At 54.8% G+C, this 18,589-nt stretch carries 20 protein-coding genes and 1 tRNA gene; 5 read left to right on the forward strand and 16 right to left on the reverse strand.

Annotation, left to right across the window (positions count from 1 at the left end; genetic code table 11):
* Positions 1 to 1,081 precede the first annotated feature (1,081 nt).
* Positions 1,082 to 1,327, forward strand: coding sequence for a hypothetical protein (locus ACYZT4_RS11125; RefSeq protein WP_461987757.1), 246 nt, complete (start codon positions 1,082 to 1,084; stop codon positions 1,325 to 1,327).
* Positions 1,328 to 1,621: 294 nt separating this feature from the next.
* On the forward strand, positions 1,622 to 2,878 hold the full coding sequence (locus ACYZT4_RS11130) for a hypothetical protein (RefSeq protein WP_461987758.1): 1,257 nt from the start codon (positions 1,622 to 1,624) through the stop codon (positions 2,876 to 2,878).
* Here the strand turns inward: ACYZT4_RS11130 and ACYZT4_RS11135 are convergent.
* The 7 genes from ACYZT4_RS11135 to ACYZT4_RS11165 form a co-directional block, all read right to left on the reverse strand.
* Complete coding sequence (locus ACYZT4_RS11135) at positions 2,862 to 3,074, reverse strand: hypothetical protein (protein WP_461987759.1); 213 nt, start codon at positions 3,072 to 3,074, stop codon at positions 2,862 to 2,864. The two genes, ACYZT4_RS11130 and ACYZT4_RS11135, sit on opposite strands and share 17 nt — an antisense overlap.
* A gap of 39 nt (positions 3,075 to 3,113) precedes the next feature.
* Positions 3,114 to 4,661, reverse strand: a complete 1,548-nt coding sequence (tnpC, locus tag ACYZT4_RS11140) for an IS66 family transposase (protein ID WP_461988656.1) — start codon at positions 4,659 to 4,661, stop codon at positions 3,114 to 3,116.
* A gap of 61 nt (positions 4,662 to 4,722) precedes the next feature.
* Positions 4,723 to 5,058 carry an IS66 family insertion sequence element accessory protein TnpB gene (gene tnpB / locus ACYZT4_RS11145; protein ID WP_461987760.1) on the reverse strand — a complete coding sequence of 112 codons (336 nt, stop codon included), beginning with the start codon at positions 5,056 to 5,058 and terminating at the stop codon, positions 4,723 to 4,725.
* On the reverse strand, positions 5,055 to 5,378 hold the full coding sequence (gene tnpA, locus ACYZT4_RS11150; RefSeq protein WP_461987762.1) for an IS66-like element accessory protein TnpA: 324 nt from the start codon (positions 5,376 to 5,378) through the stop codon (positions 5,055 to 5,057). The genes tnpB and tnpA overlap by 4 nt, the downstream gene beginning before the upstream one ends.
* Positions 5,379 to 5,722: 344 nt before the next feature.
* A complete protein-coding gene (locus ACYZT4_RS11155; protein ID WP_461987764.1) occupies positions 5,723 to 6,580 on the reverse strand; it encodes a DUF3037 domain-containing protein in 858 nt (285 codons plus the stop codon).
* Positions 6,577 to 7,362 (reverse strand): HipA family kinase, encoded by a 786-nt coding sequence (locus tag ACYZT4_RS11160; protein WP_461987766.1) that lies wholly within the window; start codon positions 7,360 to 7,362, stop codon positions 6,577 to 6,579. Before ACYZT4_RS11160 ends, ACYZT4_RS11155 begins: the two co-directional genes overlap by 4 nt.
* Before the next feature lie 225 nt (positions 7,363 to 7,587).
* Entirely contained in the window at positions 7,588 to 7,908 is a 321-nt protein-coding gene (locus ACYZT4_RS11165) for a hypothetical protein (RefSeq protein WP_461987768.1), read from the reverse strand.
* 526 nt (positions 7,909 to 8,434) lie between these two features.
* Here ACYZT4_RS11165 and ACYZT4_RS11170 point away from each other — a divergent pair.
* The gene (locus tag ACYZT4_RS11170) at positions 8,435 to 8,818 is read left to right on the forward strand and encodes a hypothetical protein (RefSeq protein WP_461987770.1); all 384 of its coding nucleotides are present in this window, start codon (positions 8,435 to 8,437) and stop codon (positions 8,816 to 8,818) included.
* 253 nt (positions 8,819 to 9,071) lie between these two features.
* Positions 9,072 to 10,265: a tyrosine-type recombinase/integrase gene (locus ACYZT4_RS11175; protein WP_461987771.1), complete on the forward strand. Its 1,194-nt coding sequence runs from the start codon at positions 9,072 to 9,074 to the stop codon at positions 10,263 to 10,265.
* A 69-nt stretch (positions 10,266 to 10,334) separates the two neighbouring features.
* Here the strand turns inward: ACYZT4_RS11175 and ACYZT4_RS11180 are convergent.
* The 9 genes from ACYZT4_RS11180 to thrS all read right to left on the reverse strand — a co-directional run bounded on the left by ACYZT4_RS11180 (position 10,335) and on the right by thrS (position 17,789).
* Positions 10,335 to 10,411: transfer RNA gene (locus ACYZT4_RS11180), tRNA-Pro, on the reverse strand.
* Positions 10,412 to 10,500: 89 nt separating this feature from the next.
* The gene (locus ACYZT4_RS11185) at positions 10,501 to 10,857 is read right to left on the reverse strand and encodes a MerR family transcriptional regulator (RefSeq protein WP_003179985.1); all 357 of its coding nucleotides are present in this window, start codon (positions 10,855 to 10,857) and stop codon (positions 10,501 to 10,503) included.
* Positions 10,838 to 11,140, reverse strand: coding sequence for an integration host factor subunit alpha (gene ihfA, locus ACYZT4_RS11190; protein ID WP_002553164.1), 303 nt, complete (start codon positions 11,138 to 11,140; stop codon positions 10,838 to 10,840). The genes ACYZT4_RS11185 and ihfA overlap by 20 nt, the downstream gene beginning before the upstream one ends.
* A gap of 3 nt (positions 11,141 to 11,143) precedes the next feature.
* Positions 11,144 to 13,525 carry a phenylalanine--tRNA ligase subunit beta gene (pheT, locus tag ACYZT4_RS11195; RefSeq protein WP_461987773.1) on the reverse strand — a complete coding sequence of 794 codons (2,382 nt, stop codon included), beginning with the start codon at positions 13,523 to 13,525 and terminating at the stop codon, positions 11,144 to 11,146.
* Between the two features lie 26 nt (positions 13,526 to 13,551).
* The gene (pheS, locus tag ACYZT4_RS11200) at positions 13,552 to 14,568 is read right to left on the reverse strand and encodes a phenylalanine--tRNA ligase subunit alpha (RefSeq protein WP_461987775.1); all 1,017 of its coding nucleotides are present in this window, start codon (positions 14,566 to 14,568) and stop codon (positions 13,552 to 13,554) included.
* A 109-nt stretch (positions 14,569 to 14,677) separates the two neighbouring features.
* A complete protein-coding gene (gene rplT / locus ACYZT4_RS11205; protein ID WP_007905879.1) occupies positions 14,678 to 15,034 on the reverse strand; it encodes a 50S ribosomal protein L20 in 357 nt (118 codons plus the stop codon).
* 27 nt (positions 15,035 to 15,061) lie between these two features.
* Complete coding sequence (gene rpmI / locus ACYZT4_RS11210; protein ID WP_008145659.1) at positions 15,062 to 15,256, reverse strand: 50S ribosomal protein L35; 195 nt, start codon at positions 15,254 to 15,256, stop codon at positions 15,062 to 15,064.
* A gap of 59 nt (positions 15,257 to 15,315) precedes the next feature.
* Positions 15,316 to 15,867 carry a translation initiation factor IF-3 gene (infC, locus tag ACYZT4_RS11215; RefSeq protein ID WP_176469887.1) on the reverse strand — a complete coding sequence of 184 codons (552 nt, stop codon included), beginning with the start codon at positions 15,865 to 15,867 and terminating at the stop codon, positions 15,316 to 15,318.
* Positions 15,867 to 17,789 carry a threonine--tRNA ligase gene (gene thrS, locus ACYZT4_RS11220; protein ID WP_461987777.1) on the reverse strand — a complete coding sequence of 641 codons (1,923 nt, stop codon included), beginning with the start codon at positions 17,787 to 17,789 and terminating at the stop codon, positions 15,867 to 15,869. The genes infC and thrS overlap by 1 nt, the downstream gene beginning before the upstream one ends.
* A gap of 371 nt (positions 17,790 to 18,160) precedes the next feature.
* Here thrS and ACYZT4_RS11225 point away from each other — a divergent pair, with 371 nt between their 5' ends.
* Positions 18,161 to 18,463 carry a hypothetical protein gene (locus ACYZT4_RS11225; protein WP_461987779.1) on the forward strand — a complete coding sequence of 101 codons (303 nt, stop codon included), beginning with the start codon at positions 18,161 to 18,163 and terminating at the stop codon, positions 18,461 to 18,463.
* The last annotated feature ends 126 nt before the right edge of the window (positions 18,464 to 18,589 follow it).

The raw sequence follows: 18,589 nt of genomic DNA on the forward strand, positions 1-18,589 counted from the left end.
ATCCGGCTATTACGGACCTATCGGCAGCATTGAGGCCCGCGGACTGAGTTGATAGAGTCGGCTCTTGCCACCTAAATCATGGAAAGATGATGACTACTCTGCGCTGGATGTTTTCGATGATCGTTACAGGGATGAGCCATGCTGCATGGGGATACGGGGAAATCGATCGCCTGACGGGATCGGCGATTGTAGCGTCTGGTGGGTTAGAACAGGTCCACTGCCCTGTCGGTGGCAAATATGACTGTCTGACCTGGCCGCACGACCTCTTCAAATTCAGCATGCAGAACATTTGCTTCACGGCGAATGTCTCGTGCGGCCTCTCATGTGAGGGCTTCATTGCGCAAAAAAATCAGATTCAGACTCTCTACGTCCTAGGCTCCCGGCTCGATAGCTCGGCGATCAAATTCTACAAATGCCCGAGCATGTACTGATATACCTTGGCCGGAGCAGGGTATCGTTGAAGGGAACAGTCACTAACTCTGCCAAGGAGGAAAAATGGGTCTGCTCGCGAAATGGAAGCTAGCTCGATATCTTCGGATTCAGGAAAGAGAAATGTCCTCTTTACTGCTCAGCCCAGTCAGATGGACGCCGATGAAATCGGTATGGTCGTGGCGCTGGCCGCGAATGCCAGAAACCGTCTTGAGGAAGCGGGGTTCATTTTGAACGATCCAATTGGCGCGCACACCCTCAGGCCGGAAACACCTGCTGAGCTACAGGGCGTTGTTCGAAGCCTGCAGGCTGAAGGTAGACCGCAGGATGCCGCAGGGGTAATGGTTTGGCTCCATACAGCGAGAGTGGGTGCCCGGCTCGAACTGAGGCCTCTGGCGAGAGAGATGTGGCGACAGCTCGAAAGAGGTTTTCCGCATGTTCAGGAGGCGTCTAGATCAATAATGAGAGCTCTTTTTCGCTCTATTCGACTTGATGGTTACGACCAGTTCCCGAAAGGCCTTTCCCTGGATCCTCTTTGAATTCGAAAACGTTGATATTGATCCGTCACATCACTGGCTTTGGCAGATGGCGAGATTCGAGTTTATGGGCTATTGGTTGATGGCCCGGCATGAGGCCGGATCAAGGAGGAGCGATGAATATGCCCGTTGACCGGCCAAGAAACATCACTTGGACCGGTCCAAATCAAGAAGCTGGCCGCATAGAATTCAAGTGGGGCGATGGCGATAATCCGGTCCCGCGCGGCGTACGCTTTCATGTGAAAACAACCGACGGTAGGGAGCTAAGGCATGAGGAGGATGGTCAATATGCATCCCATGATGAGTGCCAACGAAAGGCAATTGATACCCTTCGGGACATGATGCGGTCGCTGGAGACCTAATCATCCTGGCCTATACGCAGCTCTTCGCGCTAGGCCATTTTCATTTTCCGCGACACGGCGAATATGACATATTCGTGTCGCGGCTTTTCAAGCAGCGAACAGTCGCCGTCCCGACCAAGGCCATGCCTAAGGTGAATGACCAGCGTAATCAACTCGCCCTGCTCCTCCCCGACGCCATGTCGATCGCTACATTTTACCCGCCAGGCTATGTGCTCCCTGTACTGGTTGCTAATGGTGGTTTAGCTGCCCAGAGTGATACGTTCGATCTCTTCTTCCTTCTGAAGAGATATGAGCATGGCCGCACTCGAAAAGCGTTATCCCCGCGAGTCGTTCACCAAGAAGCTGGAGCGGATCTGCCAGCGGCTGGACGAGGCATCCGTCCGCACCATCGCTCACAAAGACTTCTTCAAAAAAGCAGTGACATCCCAGGTCGAGATCACCTCGCTATGGGTCGTGGGCTCATACGCCCGGGGCGCGCTGCTTTGTGGTGACCTGGATCTCGTCATTGAGTATCGACTTGTCGAGGGGAATCACCCTATGCCTCGGACGATAACGAGGACGTTCTTCGGCGCAGTTCCGTACGTTAGTTATTACTTCGGCAAGCCAGAAAGCAGCACGTCGGGAGTGGTATTCGCTGACGTAATCCCGATCTGGACTGGGCCTGGCTGCAACTGGAGAGCGGCTATAGATTCAATTAAGCCAGTCACCGGCGCCGGCCGCGCAGCGCGCGAGACGGACTCGATCCCATTACGACCGGAACAGCTGTACATGGAACCGGAGGGTCTGAAGGCGTTAGCGGCCCTAGAAAAAGAAGGCCTACTTGAGTGGGAGTTCGTAGAGTTCACCCCGGCGGACCTTGAGCCGATAGCTGCAGATGAAGTCAACGAACGGGATAGGAAGCTCATTCGAGTCGCACCCTATATGGGCAAAAAGTCCCAGGTGCTGGTACCGGCAATAATTCGATTGATGGCCAGGCTCAAACCTCTTGGCATTTGGAACACATTCGAGAGCAATCGTGGGAGATTGAGATGCGGCGCTACCGCTTTACGCTTGGGCCGGCCGTCCCTGCCCTACAATATTTTCGATGACGAACCCACCATCAAGCAGTACGTCCTCATTCCACATGTAAGCGCGAAGGGCCCGAACGGCGCCTGGATAATTCGGCGCGGGCCCAACCATCCGGACACTCAAGCTCTCACAAACAGGCATGCCTTTTATCTCGGGAGTCCAGGATCCCCAGAGACGGTGGCGTATCGCGATCTCAATAGAATTTCGTCGACAGAAATGCTCGAACTCTTCGGCACGCACGAAGAGGCCAAAGACTTTGCCGATATGTTGAAAGAGGGAAATGAGTCGTGGGATACAGAGATCGGCAGAGCCGAAGGGCTAGACCTGATCTCGCTCTTTGCTTTGGTGGACGTTGTCGAGATTGGAGACCATCAGCTTGCGATAACGCACGCGGGCGCCGCTTACTTTGAGCGAGACAAGGCGACGATGGACGAGATCGCGGCCGCCCTCCTCCTGGCTACGACGATCAACTCTGAAGCTTGAGCCTGGCCAAACCCTGCCTGATATGCCCGGCGATCTCACCAATCGCCCCTAGGGCTCCGCGCACGTTGTCGCCGGCCCGGACATGGCCCTGATTCTCGACAAGCAGTGTCAGCTCCATCAGCGCAGCCTCGAGGGCGAGCTGGTTGTGGTAGAGGCATTCAAGAACATCAGGGAGAGAGTATTCAGGTGTAGGCATCGCTTCGACGTATGCGTCCGGGCATCACATCTTGCGTGATTAAACCGGCTGCCACTTATGCGGAAGCAACTGCTCGATTTCACTCGCCCGCTGCGTCGGCAGGCGCGTGAGAACATCCTTTAGATAGGCATACGGATCATGACCATTCAGCCGCGCAGACTGGATCAAGCTCATGATCGCCGCCGCCCGTTTTCCGCTGCGTAGCGACCCTGCGAAGAGCCAGTTCTTGCGTCCAAGAGCCCATGGTCGGATCTGGTTCTCCGCCCAATTATTATCAATGGGTACGGCCCCGTCATTGAGGTAGCGCGACAGCGCTGCCCAGCGTTTAAGGCTGTAATCGAGTGCTCTGCTGATGGCCGAACCTTCGGGCACAAGATCACGCTGGGCGATCATCCAGGCATGCAGGATATCCATCACCGGCACGGCTTTTTCTTGCCGTATTCGGCACCGTAAATTCGGCTCCAGGTCACGCACTTCGCTCTCGATCTCGTACAGCAACTGGATGTAACGCAGGGCCTGCTCGGCGAGCTGGCTCTTGTTTGTAGCGTGCAGTTCGAAGAACTTGCGCCGGGCATGGGCCATGCAGCCGATCTCGGTTACGCCGAGTTCGAAGCTGGCCTTGTAACCGCCAAAATCGTCGCAGACCAACTTACCTTTCCAACCTTGCAGGAAGTTGCGAGCATGCTCACCGGCGCGGCTGGGGCTGAAGTCGTAGACGACAGCGGCTGTTTCGCAGAACTGGCTGGTGGCGTAAGCCCAAACATAAGAACGGTGGGTTTTTTTCGAGCCCGGAGCGAGCATCTGCACGGGCGTTTCATCCGCGTGCACAACCTGCTGCCCGATCACTACGTCACGCAGGGCATCGACCAGTGGCTGCAACTGCACGCCCGTAACGCCAACCCATTGAGCCAAAGTTGAACGTGGAATCGCCAAGCCGGCACGACCAAAAATCAATTCCTGACGGTAAAGCGGAAGATGGTCAGCGAACTTCGCGATCATGACATGGGCCAACAACCCGGCGGTTGGGATGCCTTTGTCGATAACCTGCGCCGGCACTGGTGCCTGGATCAGCGTTTCGCAGCTATCGCAAACCCACTTGCCACGAACATGGCGTTCAACGGTAAACACGCCCGGTGTGTAGTCCAGTTTTTCGCTGATATCTTCACCGATACGCTTGAGCGCGCAGCCGCATGGGCAGTGGGTGTTGTCCGGCTCGTGATGGATCAAGGTGCGTGGAAACTCTGCCGGCAAGGCCGTGCGCTTGGGCTTTTGCTTTTTCTCGGTCGCCGCTGGGGCTATTTGCAAGGCCTGAAGCTCGGCCTCAATCGCCGCGATATCGGTATCGATCAGGTCATCAAGCAGGCTCGCCTGCTCAGGATTCATCTGCTCGCTGCGCTTGGCAAACTTCAAACGCTTAAGCTGTGCGATCTCGTGGGTCAGTTTCTCGATCACCGTTTGATCGCGGTTGATCTTCTTGCCCATTGTTTCGACCGTCTTGCCCATGGTCTCGACCTGCGACAGCAACTGCGTAGCGAATGCACGCAGTTGGTCGGGAGTCATTTGATCGAGATTGGGCGAGGAAGTCATGCCGTGGATTTTACCAAAGCAGGCCACTTGCGACAGCAAGCCAAGACGCCAATTACAGTTGTTAAAGCAGCGTGATTGCACCGCCAGCGCCAACACGCTGCCAAGGTAGGCCGAGCACCAAGGCCTGAAGTTGTTCGGTATCGAGCTGCATTTCGCTGCCTTGTCGAATGCCTGGCCAGTGAAACTTGCCTTGGTTCAAGCGACGTGCAGCCAGCCAAACGCCGATTCCATCATGTACCAGCACTTTCATCCGAGTCGCGCGGCGATTGGCAAACAGATAGGCACAGTGCGGCTTCGCCGCACCGAACGCCGCGATCACCCTGGCCAGCGCCGTTTCAGTGCCGGCACGCATGTCCATGGGTTCGGTGGCGAGCCAGATGGCGTCGATGCGGATCATCGCAACAGGTCTCGAAGGAAAGCGGCGCAGGCAGCAGCACTATCGGTTGGCCAGTTCACTTTGACGGTGCCGCGCGGGTGCAGAATCTCAACGCTGATATTCGATGAAGATACGTGCGCCGTTGTTTGCATGGGCAATTGGATGAATGCAGGTTGAAGCGCCGTGCTTTTCTGCGCTTGCACTCGAATCCATTTGTGGACGAGGTTTGCGTTGAGACTATGGCTGAGGGCGACGCTGGCAATCGAAGCGCCGGGCTGGACACACTCTTGAATGACCTGGGCCTTGAAGAATTTGGAATAGGAACGGCGTGTTGGCTGCATGACATACCCGCTTAAAAGGCTAGAACTGGTGCCCACTTAAATTTAAGTGCACACCATGTCCTGGCGTTGCGGGGTTGGGTAGATGACTTGGCCGGACGCATACGCTTCGACTCCATTCGAGGAGTCGAAAGCCTAGCGCAGGGAAGACATTGGAGCGATCAGTAAATCGCAGACAACGAAAAGCCCACGTGGGGAGCGCAGGCTAAAAGGTTTCATTAAGAGCTGAAATCACCATAGGCTGCAGCCCGTGAAAAACTCGTGAACGCGCAGAACGAAAATGCCCGGCGCTGGGCCGGGCTTTTCGTGGATTAGCCAAATGTGTTTGGCTTTATGCCTGATATATTCTAGTGAGAAACTTGGCTTTGAATATGGCTGTCAAATTTCGACTTCATTTCAAGCGCCAACTCCTCCACTTCATCCTCTAAGAAAATTTTCTTGTTGGTTGGGATTTTTCGTAAAATACTCAGTGCTTGAGTAAATGCGCCTGCCAGTTTTTGCTCTGTAGGTTTGCTGACAATTAAATACAGCTTAAACTCTTCACTGCTATTTTGAATGCTGGTCATTTGTCCCAGCCAGCGATGCGCTTTGTCCTTCATATTGTCAGCATCGGACAAATCAAATGAAACAGGTTCAACGCAGTGCCATATACCGTTTTTCCATGCGTGTTTGAATTCGAGCTCATCATCAAGGACGGATATTTTCTTGGGCGAAAATGTTTCTGTCGGTACAAAACTCTTCAAGTGTTTTTCAAAGTCTCGCCAGATGTCTTGCTCAGTCCTTCTTTCGCGAGCCTCAGGAGCATCGTGAAAGCTAACATATCGTTCAAATATCTTATCTAACTCTAAACTAGGTGCTAGCGAGAGACCCGACGACACGTTGCTCCACTGAAGGGCGCTGTCGTCTTTTTTAAGTGTTTCTGCTATGAAGCTTGAAAGAGGTGTATCACCTTCGAAATCCAAACCCTCTTTGATTCTATTATTTATTTCGTTAAATCGATTTGAAATATGCTTCAGAACGGACTTTAAATGAGTTCTATCAAGATCTGGGAATATCGCTGATATGCGCGTCGTTCTAGACTTGCATTTCAACTTAAGAAGTTTGTCTTCTTTGCAGTATATAACTGCGCCAATATTGATGAACTCCCCGGTGATACGGTCGTGTACGTATTTCAATATTGAGAAATCATAATTCTTAAATTTCATTGCAAAACCCTCTGAATTTCAGAGAAAGCACTATCTGCATTGTCTCGTAATTTCGTTATGTATTCGACTATCCGCTGAGCCGATTTGTTCCCGGCTTGCCACTCATCGGGAAGGGCCTGAACGTATTCAGACAATCGATCATCTGAGATTGCCTGCAGCCTAGCCTTCAGCTCGGCGAAATCGAAGCTGTGATTTTTCGCGAGCGTCCAGAAAATATGTTTTTCCGGTGCCGCCAACTCATCTCCACCACCAAGCTTCCAGGGCTCTTTCCAGAAAAGAGCGTCCAGAATAAAGGCGAGGTCATGATCGATAATGATTGCATTCTCCCCTTTTACCAAGCAGTTAGGGTTGCTGGGTGCACGATCGATGTTCGCAATTAGAGTGTCAAAAATGAAGATATGCACGGCACGTTGGACTATTGGACCACGTAGAGGCTGGGTCGGCGCGTAAATTGTGTAACCACCTGGTAGGGCGGTTGATCCAAACGCGAACTTGGAGCTTTTGCCTACCAGATGATTCACTTCTGGAAAGTCAGGCCCTGCAGTAAAACCTTCCGGAATCTCGACGAGGATGGGTTCCGGTATTGGCAGACCTAAATCGGCAGCCAAAAAGGCAGCTAACGACTCACGAATCAGCCCGGTAGGTCCAGTTTCACATCCTGTGAACTTCACGATAACGTCAGTCCTTTGGTCGGCCTCATCGGTGCATTCAATCATGCAAGCCTTATTACGCCCCGCGGAAGCTGGCCGATCGAATCGCACCGCATACAATCGTTTGAACATGCGCCATCCTTGCAGCCTAGCACGTCGTGATGACAAAAATTTTCGCGATTCTACAGCTTCTACAAAAATGTTAAAGGCAAAACGCCACATGCTGATTCAGGGATTTGTCTTCACGGACGATGACACCTCAAAGCTCTTTGTAAAATGCCTCTTCAGCCTCCTGGCACATCTCCCGCACATTCCTTCCCGCCTTCACCTCATCAGCGTATCCAGCCATCCATTCTGCTAAAGCTGAAGCCGTTGGAGCCAGTTTTGCCTTTCTGCTTTAGTGCAGCTTATCGAATCCATGCGCCGGCTAAGTGCTAAGGATTTCGAAGGGTCATGAGGCTTGATAGCAGAAGAGGACCCATTTAAGCCGGCAATATCCTGCAATTCAAAAAAAAGCAGGTCGCTGAGATTTTTGCATTGATTCAACCGATCAGCCTCAGTGGTGGGCATCGGCGCCGCGTCTAGCTGCTTTTCAAATTCAGTCTTTTCCTTTGGGGCACTGCTACAACCCGAGAGAAACGTCGCCAGCAATAGACTGGCAATTTGACGCGCGCACATCTTCAATTCCACTTGATGTCCCAATTTATGCTCGGCTGATGTCGGTCTAGCCTAGAAAGGCCTCTTCTGGCTTAGCTAGTTCTCACCGAAGCGAAATTTAGCACCATTAAATCGCCACTACGAGCAGCACCGCGTCGCATCTGCCGCTCTCTCAACGCATTAGCAAAATATCATTTAGCAATTTGTATTGACGAATTATTTAGCGTTTGCTAAATTCCCATCACTTCTCCTTTGCCTCACGGCAAATCCAAAGCCTTCACCAATTTTGCGAAAGCCAACAACGCGGCGGGCCTTTGCTCGCCTTGGAGAAACTGCCTTTTAGGCATCCATTGACCGAGAGGAAATGCAGTGACCGCTCAAACACCGAACCAATCAAGCGAGTTCGCGGAATTCGGCCAGCGCCTCATAGATCTAGGCATGGCAATGAAACGCGAGCAGACCACCGTTAGGGACCTCCAGGAGCTAGCTAAGGCTTGTGGCATCAAGCTCCCGTGCCTTCGCTCGGTCAGTGAACCAGAGGCACACAATGGCTAAAACAATCCTGCAGGTGCATCAGGACGGAGTCCACTTCTACCTAAACACGGAAAGCTCATCGCCCAACACTGGACACAGGAACCGTTACCGGCTGTTCAAGACTGAAAACTTCGGCCGCGACAAATCGGGCTGGATTCAGGTTGGCTCGATTGCAGGAAGAGACCTGGCAGCTATCGAGGGGGAGAAGGCGCTGTTCGAGGCTTGCGAGGCGCTCTTCGCCAGCAAGAAACCACAGTGCTATGCGGGGCACGGTGCGATACGCGGTAAGCCAGGAAAGTGGGAAGGAGAGGCATTTCCTACACGTCACGCCCCCGCGAAGTCGACACTCGAGGCCAAGTCTACTAGCCACTTCGATCGAGAGAGGTGCGAAAAATGACTGCGGATCTAGCACTTCTCCCCCGCTTCATTCGAGCAAAGCACGCGCCGGCCTACCTGGGGATGTGTCGTGCGGTATTTGACGCCGAGGTACGCCCGCACATTCATGAATTCCCTATTGGAAAACAAGGTGTTGCCTTCGACCGGCATGAGCTGGACGAGTGGGCGGACGCCTATGTCGCCCGCAAGTCGATTGAAAAGGCCGCCAATCAAGACAACAATCAGCCCCGCAGTGGGCGCCAAGGAGGTAATAAATGGCGCGAAAAACGATCTCCGGTCTCTACGAGAGAAACGGAATCTGGCACATCGACAAGGTCGTCAGAGGTCACCGACTTCAGGAAAGCACTGGAGCAAGCGAAAGGCAGGAAGCGGAGCAGTACCTGATTCACCGGCTGGAAAAGCTCAGACAGGAAAAGGTCTACGGCGTGCGCCAGGTGCGAACTTGGCGTGAGGCGGCGACGCGTTTCCTGGTTGAGTTCAAGGATCAGGCATCCATCGGCCTGTCCGCCTCGCACATTGAGCAGTTGGACCCGTACATCGGGGATCTGCCGATCACCCATATAGATGACGGAACCCTAGCTGCTTTCAAGCGAGACAGGCAGACGACGAAGAGCGAAAAGGGGAAGGTGAAACCAGGCGTCTCGAACCGGACGGTGAACATCGCCTTACAGCGAATCGTTCGGATCTTGAACCTGTGCCACAGGAAGTGGCGAGACGCTGAGAAACGGCCGTGGCTGGATAGCGTGCCGATGATCTCGATGCTGGAGGAGAAGAAGTCGAGCAGGAAGCCCTACCCGATGTCTTGGGCAGAGCAGTCGATGCTGTTTTCGGAAATCCCCGACCACCTGTTGAGAATGTCGCTCTACAAAGTGAACACGGGTTGCCGAGAACAGGAAGTCTGCAAGCTTCAGTGGGATTGGGAAATCCGGGTGCCGGAACTGGGAACGAGTGTGTTCCTGATACCTGCTGACTTTGGCGGGAGAAGTGAAAAATCAGGCGTGAAGAATGGCGACGAAAGGCTGGTTGTGCTGAACAAGGTGGCGATGTCGGTAATCGATGGACAGCGCGGGCTGCATTCGAAGTATGTCTTCCCGTATGGGCAGCCGGACGAACGTGGTCCGACCGCGATGCACCGGATGAATGACACAGCGTGGAAGAAGGCCAGGGTGAGAGCGGCGGCGAAGTGGGAAATTGAGCACAAGTCACCGGCACACTCTGGATTCAGATCAATCAGGATTCACGACCTAAAACACACCTTTGGCAGAAGGCTACGTGCAGCGGGCGTGACACTGGAGGATCGAAAGGCGCTTCTGGGGCACAAAAATGGCAGCGTTACGAGCCACTATTCTACCGCAGAGCTTGAGCAGTTGATTGAGGCGGCAAACAAAGTGTCAGCGACGGATTCACGCGGGCCGGCTCTGACCATCTTGAGGAGGAAAATTGGATGAACCCCCGCAAAACTCCCTGCGCATGAAAAAGCCCAACTCGCGAAAGCTGGGCTAAGTCATTGAAAAATATGGTCGGGACGGAGTGATTCGAACACTCGACCCCTAGCACCCCATGCTAGTGCGCTACCGGACTGCGCTACGCCCCGACTAGGCGTGGAACTCGTTTCTCATCTCGAAGAACGCTCAAGAATATATCGCAAGCTTTTGAAAACTGGAAGTATTCAAAAGCAGGAATTTATTTCTTGAGTACCACCAGCACATCTTCCAATTCGGCAATCATCTGCCGAATCATTTGTTTGTATTGTGTGGTGTCGTCTTTGGCTTCATCGCCGGACAAACGCAAGCGCGCGCCGCCGATGGTGAATCCTTGATCGTAAAGAAGCGCGCGGATCTGCCGGATCATCAGCACGTCTTGGCGCTGATAATACCGGCGGTTTCCGCGCCGTTTGACGGGATTGAGTTGAGGAAACTCCTGCTCCCAATAGCGCAGCACATGCGGTTTTACCGCACACAGCTCGCTGACTTCACCGATGGTGAAGTAGCGTTTGCCTGGGATGACGGGTAGCTCGTCGTTATGACTTGGTTCCAGCATAAGCCTCAACTCGGGCCTTCAACTTCTGCCCTGGACGAAAGGTGACCACACGGCGAGCCGTGATCGGGATTTCTTCACCCGTTTTCGGATTGCGGCCAGGCCGCTGGCGTTTGTCCCGAAGGTCGAAATTGCCGAAACCGGACAATTTGACCTGTTCGTTGTCTTCGAGAGCGTGCCTGATTTCTTCAAAAAACAGTTCGACCAATTCCTTGGCCTCCCGTTTATTCAGGCCCAGCTCCTCATACAGACGTTCCGCCATCTCAGCTTTCGTCAGAGCCCCCATACGTCACTTCCTTAACGTGGCGTTCAACCTTTGTTCGAGCGAGGTGAGGATATTTTGCGTCGTGGTATTCACCTCATCGTCATTAAGAGTGCGCGATGGATGCTGCCAGGTCAAGCCAACTGCAAGGCTTTTTCTATCAGGATCAATGCCTTTACCCTGATATACGTCAAATAGCCTGAGGTCTGTCAGCCATTCCCCTGCATTTTCACGGATTACGTCCAGTACAGCGCTGGCTGCGACGTCTTTCTCAGCGATTAGCGCCAAGTCACGGCGCACTTCAGGAAAGCGCGATAACTCCTGGAATTTAGGCATTTTGCCCAACGCCACTTCGGCCAAAACCAGCTCGAAAACGAAGACCGGACGGTCGAGACCGAGGGCCTTCGACAATTCAGGGTGGATTGCGCCAACGAAGCCCACCAGTCGACCTTCGCGTTCGATGCGCGCGGTTTGACCCGGGTGCAGCGCAGGGTGTTTGCCCGGCACAAATGTGAACGAATCCAAGGCACCGGCGAAGCCTAACACGGCCTCCACGTCGGCTTTGACGTCGAAGAAATCCACGACATCGCGACCCTGCGCCCAGCCTTCCGGTAGACGGCTGCCGCAAACAACACCTGCCAGCATCGGCTCTTGTTTCAAGCCATCCAGCTGACCTACAAAACGCAGGCCGCTTTCGAACAGACGGACGCGATCCTGTTGACGGTTCAGGTTGTGCTGAAGCGACTTGACCAGACCCGGCCACAGGGACGAGCGCATGGCAGCCATGTCGTTCGAGATTGGGTTGGCCAGCAGCAGCGGCTCTACGCCCGGATTAAACAACTCGAACTGTTTCGGATCGATGAAGCTGTAAGTAATCGCCTCCTGATAACCACGCGCCACCAGCAGGCGACGCAGTTCAGGCAGATCGCTACGCGCTTCAGCCTTGGCTTGCGGCGCCAGGCGGGCCTGCGGGTAACGAACCGGCAGACGATTGTAGCCGTACAGACGCGCCAGCTCTTCGATCAGGTCAACTTCGAGGCTGATGTCGAACCGATGGCTTGGTACTTCAACGCGCCACTGCCCTGCCCCATCGGCAGAAATCTTCAGACCCAGGCCGCTGAGCAGTCGCTCGACTTCAGCCGAATCCATTTCCATGCCGAGCATCTGGGTGATGCGTTGGGCGCGCAGAGTCACTGGCGCAATCGAAGGCAGGTGTTGTTCGCTGACGGTTTCGATGATCGGGCCGGCTTCGCCGCCAGTGATTTCCAGCAGCAGGCCAGTGGCGCGCTCCATGGCTTCACGGGCCAGTTGCCAATCCACGCCGCGCTCGTAGCGGTGCGAGGCGTCGGTGTGCAGGCCGTATGAACGGGCCTTGCCAGCGACCGCGATCTGATCGAAGAACGCGCTTTCAAGGAAGATGTCGCGAGTGGTCGCGGTATTGACGCCGCTGTGCTCGCCGCCCATGACGCCAGCGATTGCCAGGGCGCGGGTGTGGTCGGCGATTACCAGGGTATCGCTACGCAGGCTGACTTCCTGACCGTCGAGCAATACCAGCTTCTCGCCCTCTTCGGCCATGCGCACGCGGATGCCGCCGTTGATTTCAGCGAGATCGAAGGCGTGCAGCGGTTGGCCCAGCTCCAGCATCACGTAGTTGGTGATGTCGACGGCGGCGTCGATGCTGCGCACGTCGCCGCGACGCAGACGTTCGATCATCCAAAGCGGCGTCGGCTTGGTCAGGTCGACGTTACGGATCACGCGACCCAGGTAACGCGGGCAAGCGGCAGGCGCCAGCACTTCAACCGAACGCACTTCATCGTGCACGGCGGGGACGACGGCGATAACCAAGCGGGTGACGTTGGCGTCGTACAGCGCGCCGACTTCACGGGCCAGACCAGCCAGGGACAGGCAGTCGCCACGGTTCGGGGTCAGGTCGACCTCGATGCTGGCGTCATCCAAGTGCAGGTATTCACGAATGTCCAGGCCAACCGGCGCATCGGCCGGCAATTCCATCAGGCCATCGTTGCCTTCGCCCACTTGCAGCTCGGCTTGCGAGCACAGCATGCCGTTGGACTCAACGCCACGCAGCTTGGCTTTCTTGATTTTGAAGTCGCCCGGCAGTTCGGCGCCGATCATGGCGAATGGGATCTTCAAGCCCGGGCGCACATTTGGCGCACCGCACACAACCTGGAAGGTCTCCGAGCCATTGCTGACCTGGCAAACGCGAAGCTTGTCGGCGTCCGGGTGCTGCTCGGTGCTCAGCACCTCACCCACGATCACGCCACTGAATTCACCGGCGGCCGGCGTAACGCTATCGACCTCAAGACCGGCCATCGACAGACGGGCAACCAGCTCGTCGCGACTTACCTGCGGGCTTACCCAGCCACGCAGCCATTGTTCACTGAATTTCATCCTGCTCTCCTAAGAATTCATTACGACTAGCGAAATTGCGCGAGGAACCGCAAGTCGTTGTCGAAGAACAGACGCAAGTCGTTCACGCCGTAACGCAGCATGGCCAGACGTTCAACGCCCATGCCGAAGGCAAAGCCCGAAAACTCTTCCGGGTCGATCCCCGACATGCGCAGCACGTTCGGGTGAACCATGCCGCAGCCCATGACTTCCAGCCAGCCAGTCTGTTTGCAGACGCGGCAGCCTTTACCGCTGCACATCACGCATTCCATATCGACTTCAGCGGAGGGCTCGGTGAACGGAAAGTACGAAGGACGGAAACGCACGGCCAGTTCTTTCTCGAAGAACACGCGCAGGAACTCTTCGATGGTGCCTTTCAGGTCGGCGAAGTTGATATCGCGATCGACCAGCAGGCCTTCAACCTGGTGGAACATCGGCGAGTGAGTGATATCGGAGTCGCTGCGGTACACACGGCCTGGGCAGACAATGCGGATTGGCGGCTGGGTCGATTCCATGGTGCGGACCTGTACCGGCGAGGTATGGGTGCGCAGCAACATGTTGGCGTTGAAGTAGAAGGTGTCGTGCATCGACCGGGCCGGGTGATGGCCTGGGATGTTGAGCGCTTCAAAGTTGTGATAATCGTCTTCGACCTCAGGTCCTTCGGCAATGCCATAGCCGATGTGGGTGAAGAACTGTTCGATTCGTTCCAGCGTACGCGTAACCGGATGCAGACCACCCGAGGTCTGGCCGCGGCCAGGCAGGGTTACGTCAATGGACTCGGCAGACAGTTTGGTGGCCAGATCGGCCTCTTCAAACAGTGCCTTGCGGGCATTGAGAACCTCTGTGACACGCTCCTTGGCAACGTTGATCAGGGCGCCGACTTGCGGACGCTCTTCAGCCGGCAAATTCCCCAGGGTCTTCATCACCTGAGTCAATTCACCCTTTTTGCCAAGGTAGTGAACCCGGATTTGTTCCAGGGCATTGATATCTTCAGCGCTTTGCACAGCCTCTAGTGCTTGAGAGACGAGCGCGTCCAGGTTTTCCATGTACAGACTCCAGATACAAAATAGGGGAAGAGCTTGAAGGCTCTTCCCCTATTTATGACGTTTAACACCTGGCCCCACAGAGGTGAGGCCGGGTGACTGTCGGGGGTACTTAAGCCAAGGTGGCTTTAGCTTTCTCGACAATCGCAGCAAACGCCGCTTTTTCGTTCACTGCCAGATCAGCCAGAACCTTACGGTCGATCTCGATGGACGCTTTTTTCAGGCCGGCGATGAAACGGCTGTAGGACAGACCGTTGATTCGTGCACCAGCGTTGATACGAGCGATCCACAGAGCGCGGAACTGACGTTTTTTCTGACGACGGTCACGGTAGGCGTATTGGCCTGCCTTGATTACCGCTTGCTTGGCGACACGGAATACGCGCGAGCGAGCGCCGTAGTAGCCTTTAGCAAGTTTCAGAATTTTTTTGTGACGTTTACGGGCAATGACGCCACGCTTTACACGAGCCATGAGTTACTTCCTCTATTCTTGACTAAATTAACGAAGGCGCAGCATGCGCTCGACTTTTGCAACGTCACACGGTGCCAGCAAGCTGCTACCGCGCAGTTGACGCTTACGCTTGGTCGACATTTTAGTCAGGATGTGGCTCTTGAAAGCGTGCTTGTGCTTGATACCGTTAGCAGTTTTCAAAAACCGCTTAGCAGCACCACTTTTCGTTTTCATTTTTGGCATGTTCGGTACTCCGCATTCAGTTGATAAACATAATCAGAAGGCCTGCCGTGCCCTGATGATTACTTCTTCTTTTTCGGGGCGATGACCATGATCAGCTGGCGTCCTTCCATCTTAGGATGCTGTTCGACCGAACCGTACTCGAGCAAGTCACCTTCAACTCGCTTGAGGAGTTCCATCCCCAGCTCCTGGTGGGCCATCTCACGGCCACGGAATCGCAAAGATACCTTGGCCCTGTCCCCATCACTCAGGAAACGTACCAAGTTGCGCAGTTTTACCTGGTAATCCCCTTCCTCCGTCCCTGGACGAAACTTGATTTCTTTAACCTGAATCTGCTTCTGGTTTTTCTTGGCCGCGGCAACCTGCTTCTTCTTCTCGAAGATCGATTTGCCGTAGTCCATCAGTTTGCAAACAGGGGGTACTGCATCGGCGGAAATCTCCACCAGATCCAGTTTGGCCTCTTCAGCCTTAAGAAGCGCGTCTTCAATTGACACAATCCCAAGCTGTTCACCTTCAGCCCCAATTAACCGAACCTCGCGTGCCGAGATATTCTCGTTGATCGGGGCTTTCGGTGCAGCTCGTTTATCTTGTCTCATTTCACGCTTAATAGTAATTACTCCGAATCTGGGCGACCACGCCGGGAAACCGCTTGCGCGAGAAACTCAGCGAACTGGGCGACGGGCATCGAGCCCAGGTCAGCACCTTCACGAGTACGCACAGCGACAGTCTGCATCTCGACTTCCCGATCTCCGATAACCAAGAGATAAGGAACCTTGAGCAAAGTATGCTCGCGGATTTTAAAGCCGATCTTTTCATTTCTCAAGTCAGACTTGGCACGAAATCCGCTTTCATTGAGGGTTTTTTCAACCTCGGCGGCAAAATCGGCCTGTTTGTCAGTGATGTTCATGATCACTGCCTGGGTCGGAGCCAGCCACGCAGGGAATGCACCCTCGTAGTGCTCGATCAGGATTCCGACGAAACGTTCGAAGGACCCGAGGATCGCCCGGTGCAACATAACCGGGTGCTTGCGACTGTTGTCTTCGGAGACGTATTCGGCTCCCAGACGGACAGGCAGGTTAAAATCGAGCTGCAGAGTACCACACTGCCAGACGCGGCCGAGGCAATCTTTCAACGAGAACTCGATCTTCGGACCGTAGAACGCACCTTCGCCCGGCTGCAGATCGTACGGCAGGCCAGCGCTATCAAGGGCTGCAGCCAATGCCGCTTCGGCGCGATCCCACAATTCGTCGGAACCGACGCGTTTTTCCGGACGAGTGGACAGCTTCATCACGACGTCTTTGAAGCCGAAGTCGGCGTAAACGTCCATGGTCAGCTTGATGAAGGCGGCAGATTCGGCTTGCATCTGCTCTTCAGTACAGAAGATGTGGGCATCGTCCTGAGTGAATGCGCGGACGCGCATGATGCCGTGCAACGCACCCGATGGCTCGTTACGGTGGCACGCACCGAACTCGGCCAGACGCATTGGCAACTCGCGGTAGCTCTTCAAGCCTTGATTGAATACCTGCACGTGGCACGGGCAATTCATCGGCTTGATGGCGTAGTCGCGGTTTTCCGACTGAGTGGTGAACATGTTGTCGGCGTAGTTGGCCCAGTGCCCGGATTTCTCCCACAGGCTGCGGTCAACGACCTGCGGAGTCTTGATCTCCAGGTAGCCGTTGTCGCGCTGAACCTTGCGCATGTATTGCTCGAGTACCTGATACAGCGTCCAGCCGTTCGGGTGCCAGAACACCATGCCTGGGGATTCTTCCTGGGTGTGGAACAGCCCTAGGCGCTTGCCGATCTTACGGTGATCCCGCTTTTCAGCTTCTTCGATACGCTGGATGTAAGCCGCCAACTGCTTCTTGTCTGCCCAGGCGGTGCCGTAGACGCGCTGCAATTGCTCGTTCTTGGCATCGCCACGCCAGTAGGCGCCGGACAACTTGGTCAGCTTGAAGGATTTCAGGAAACGCGTGTTCGGCACGTGGGGACCGCGGCACATGTCGACGTATTCTTCGTGATAGTACAGGCCCATGGCCTGCTCGTTCGGCATGTCCTCGACCAGGCGCAGCTTGTAGTCTTCGCCGCGAGCCTTGAACACTTCGATCACTTCGGCGCGCGGAGTGACTTTCTTGATCACGTCGTAATCTTTTTCGATCAGCTGTTGCATGCGCTGTTCGATGGCGGCCAGGTCGTCCGGAGTAAAAGGACGTTCGAAGGCGATGTCGTAATAGAAGCCTTCGTCGATGACCGGACCGATGACCATCTTGGCGTTCGGATACAGCTGCTTGACCGCGTGGCCGACCAAATGAGCGCAAGAGTGGCGAATAATCTCCAGCCCCTCTTCGTCCTTTGGTGTAATGATTTGCAGCGTGGAATCGCTGTCGATGGTGTCGCTGGCGTCAACCAGCTTGCCATTGACCTTGCCGGCCACGGTGGCTTTGGCCAGACCTGCACCAATGGATGCGGCGACCTCGGCTACGGAAACCGGGTGATCGAATGAACGTTGACTGCCATCGGGAAGAGTAATAGTTGGCATGGCGCCTCCTCTCCTAGTGGTGACCCCTACCAAAGGTCACGTGGGTTGGGATGAGCCAGTACAAGATCCGATCCAGGCCATTCAATAACGAACGCCTGCCTTACAGCGGCAGGAGCCTTGCGGCCAACCGGAAAACCGAACCAGAGTGACTGGGATTCAAATCAGGGTTATTCGGACTGCTGCCGCCACCGGGACTGAAGGTCTCCGGAGCTTGCAAATACCCGAGCGGGGCATGCTAGCACAGATGAACGGTCGTCGCGGTGCCGGGTTTTCCAGCGGGGCAAATCACCTGATTTATGCCAGAGTGCTGAACTTGAATCCTGCTTTACCTCTCAGATACCAAGACATTGACCCACAAGGAGCATCCCAGCATGCGTCTGAATCGTTTGTTCGCCGTCGTCTCCCCCATCCTTCTGCTGCTGCCGCTGGCCGCCCATGCCGATTGGCCAAAGGGCGAGCGCGATAAATACATGGCTCAGTGCACCCAGGCAGCTACTCCGCAGATTGGTGCACCCGCGGCGAAAGCACACTGTGCTTGCGGGGCGGACGCCATCAAGTCGTACCCGGCCAGCGACATTCAGTCCTTGATGGACAACACGGCCAGTGATGCGTTGAAGCAAAAAGCACTGACCCAGATTTCGTCGTGCAAGGCGGATAATAAGGCAAAAAAATAAGCCCGAAAGGACGCTTTGAAGGCCTCAAAAGCCGATGAAAAGCCCCTGAAAAGGGCTTTTTCGTACAAATTATGCAGGTTTTACAGCTTTTTTTATCGTCTTTACTTTTGACTGGAAGCCTTGTAA

This window comes from Pseudomonas sp. GB2N2 (genome assembly GCF_054897705.1).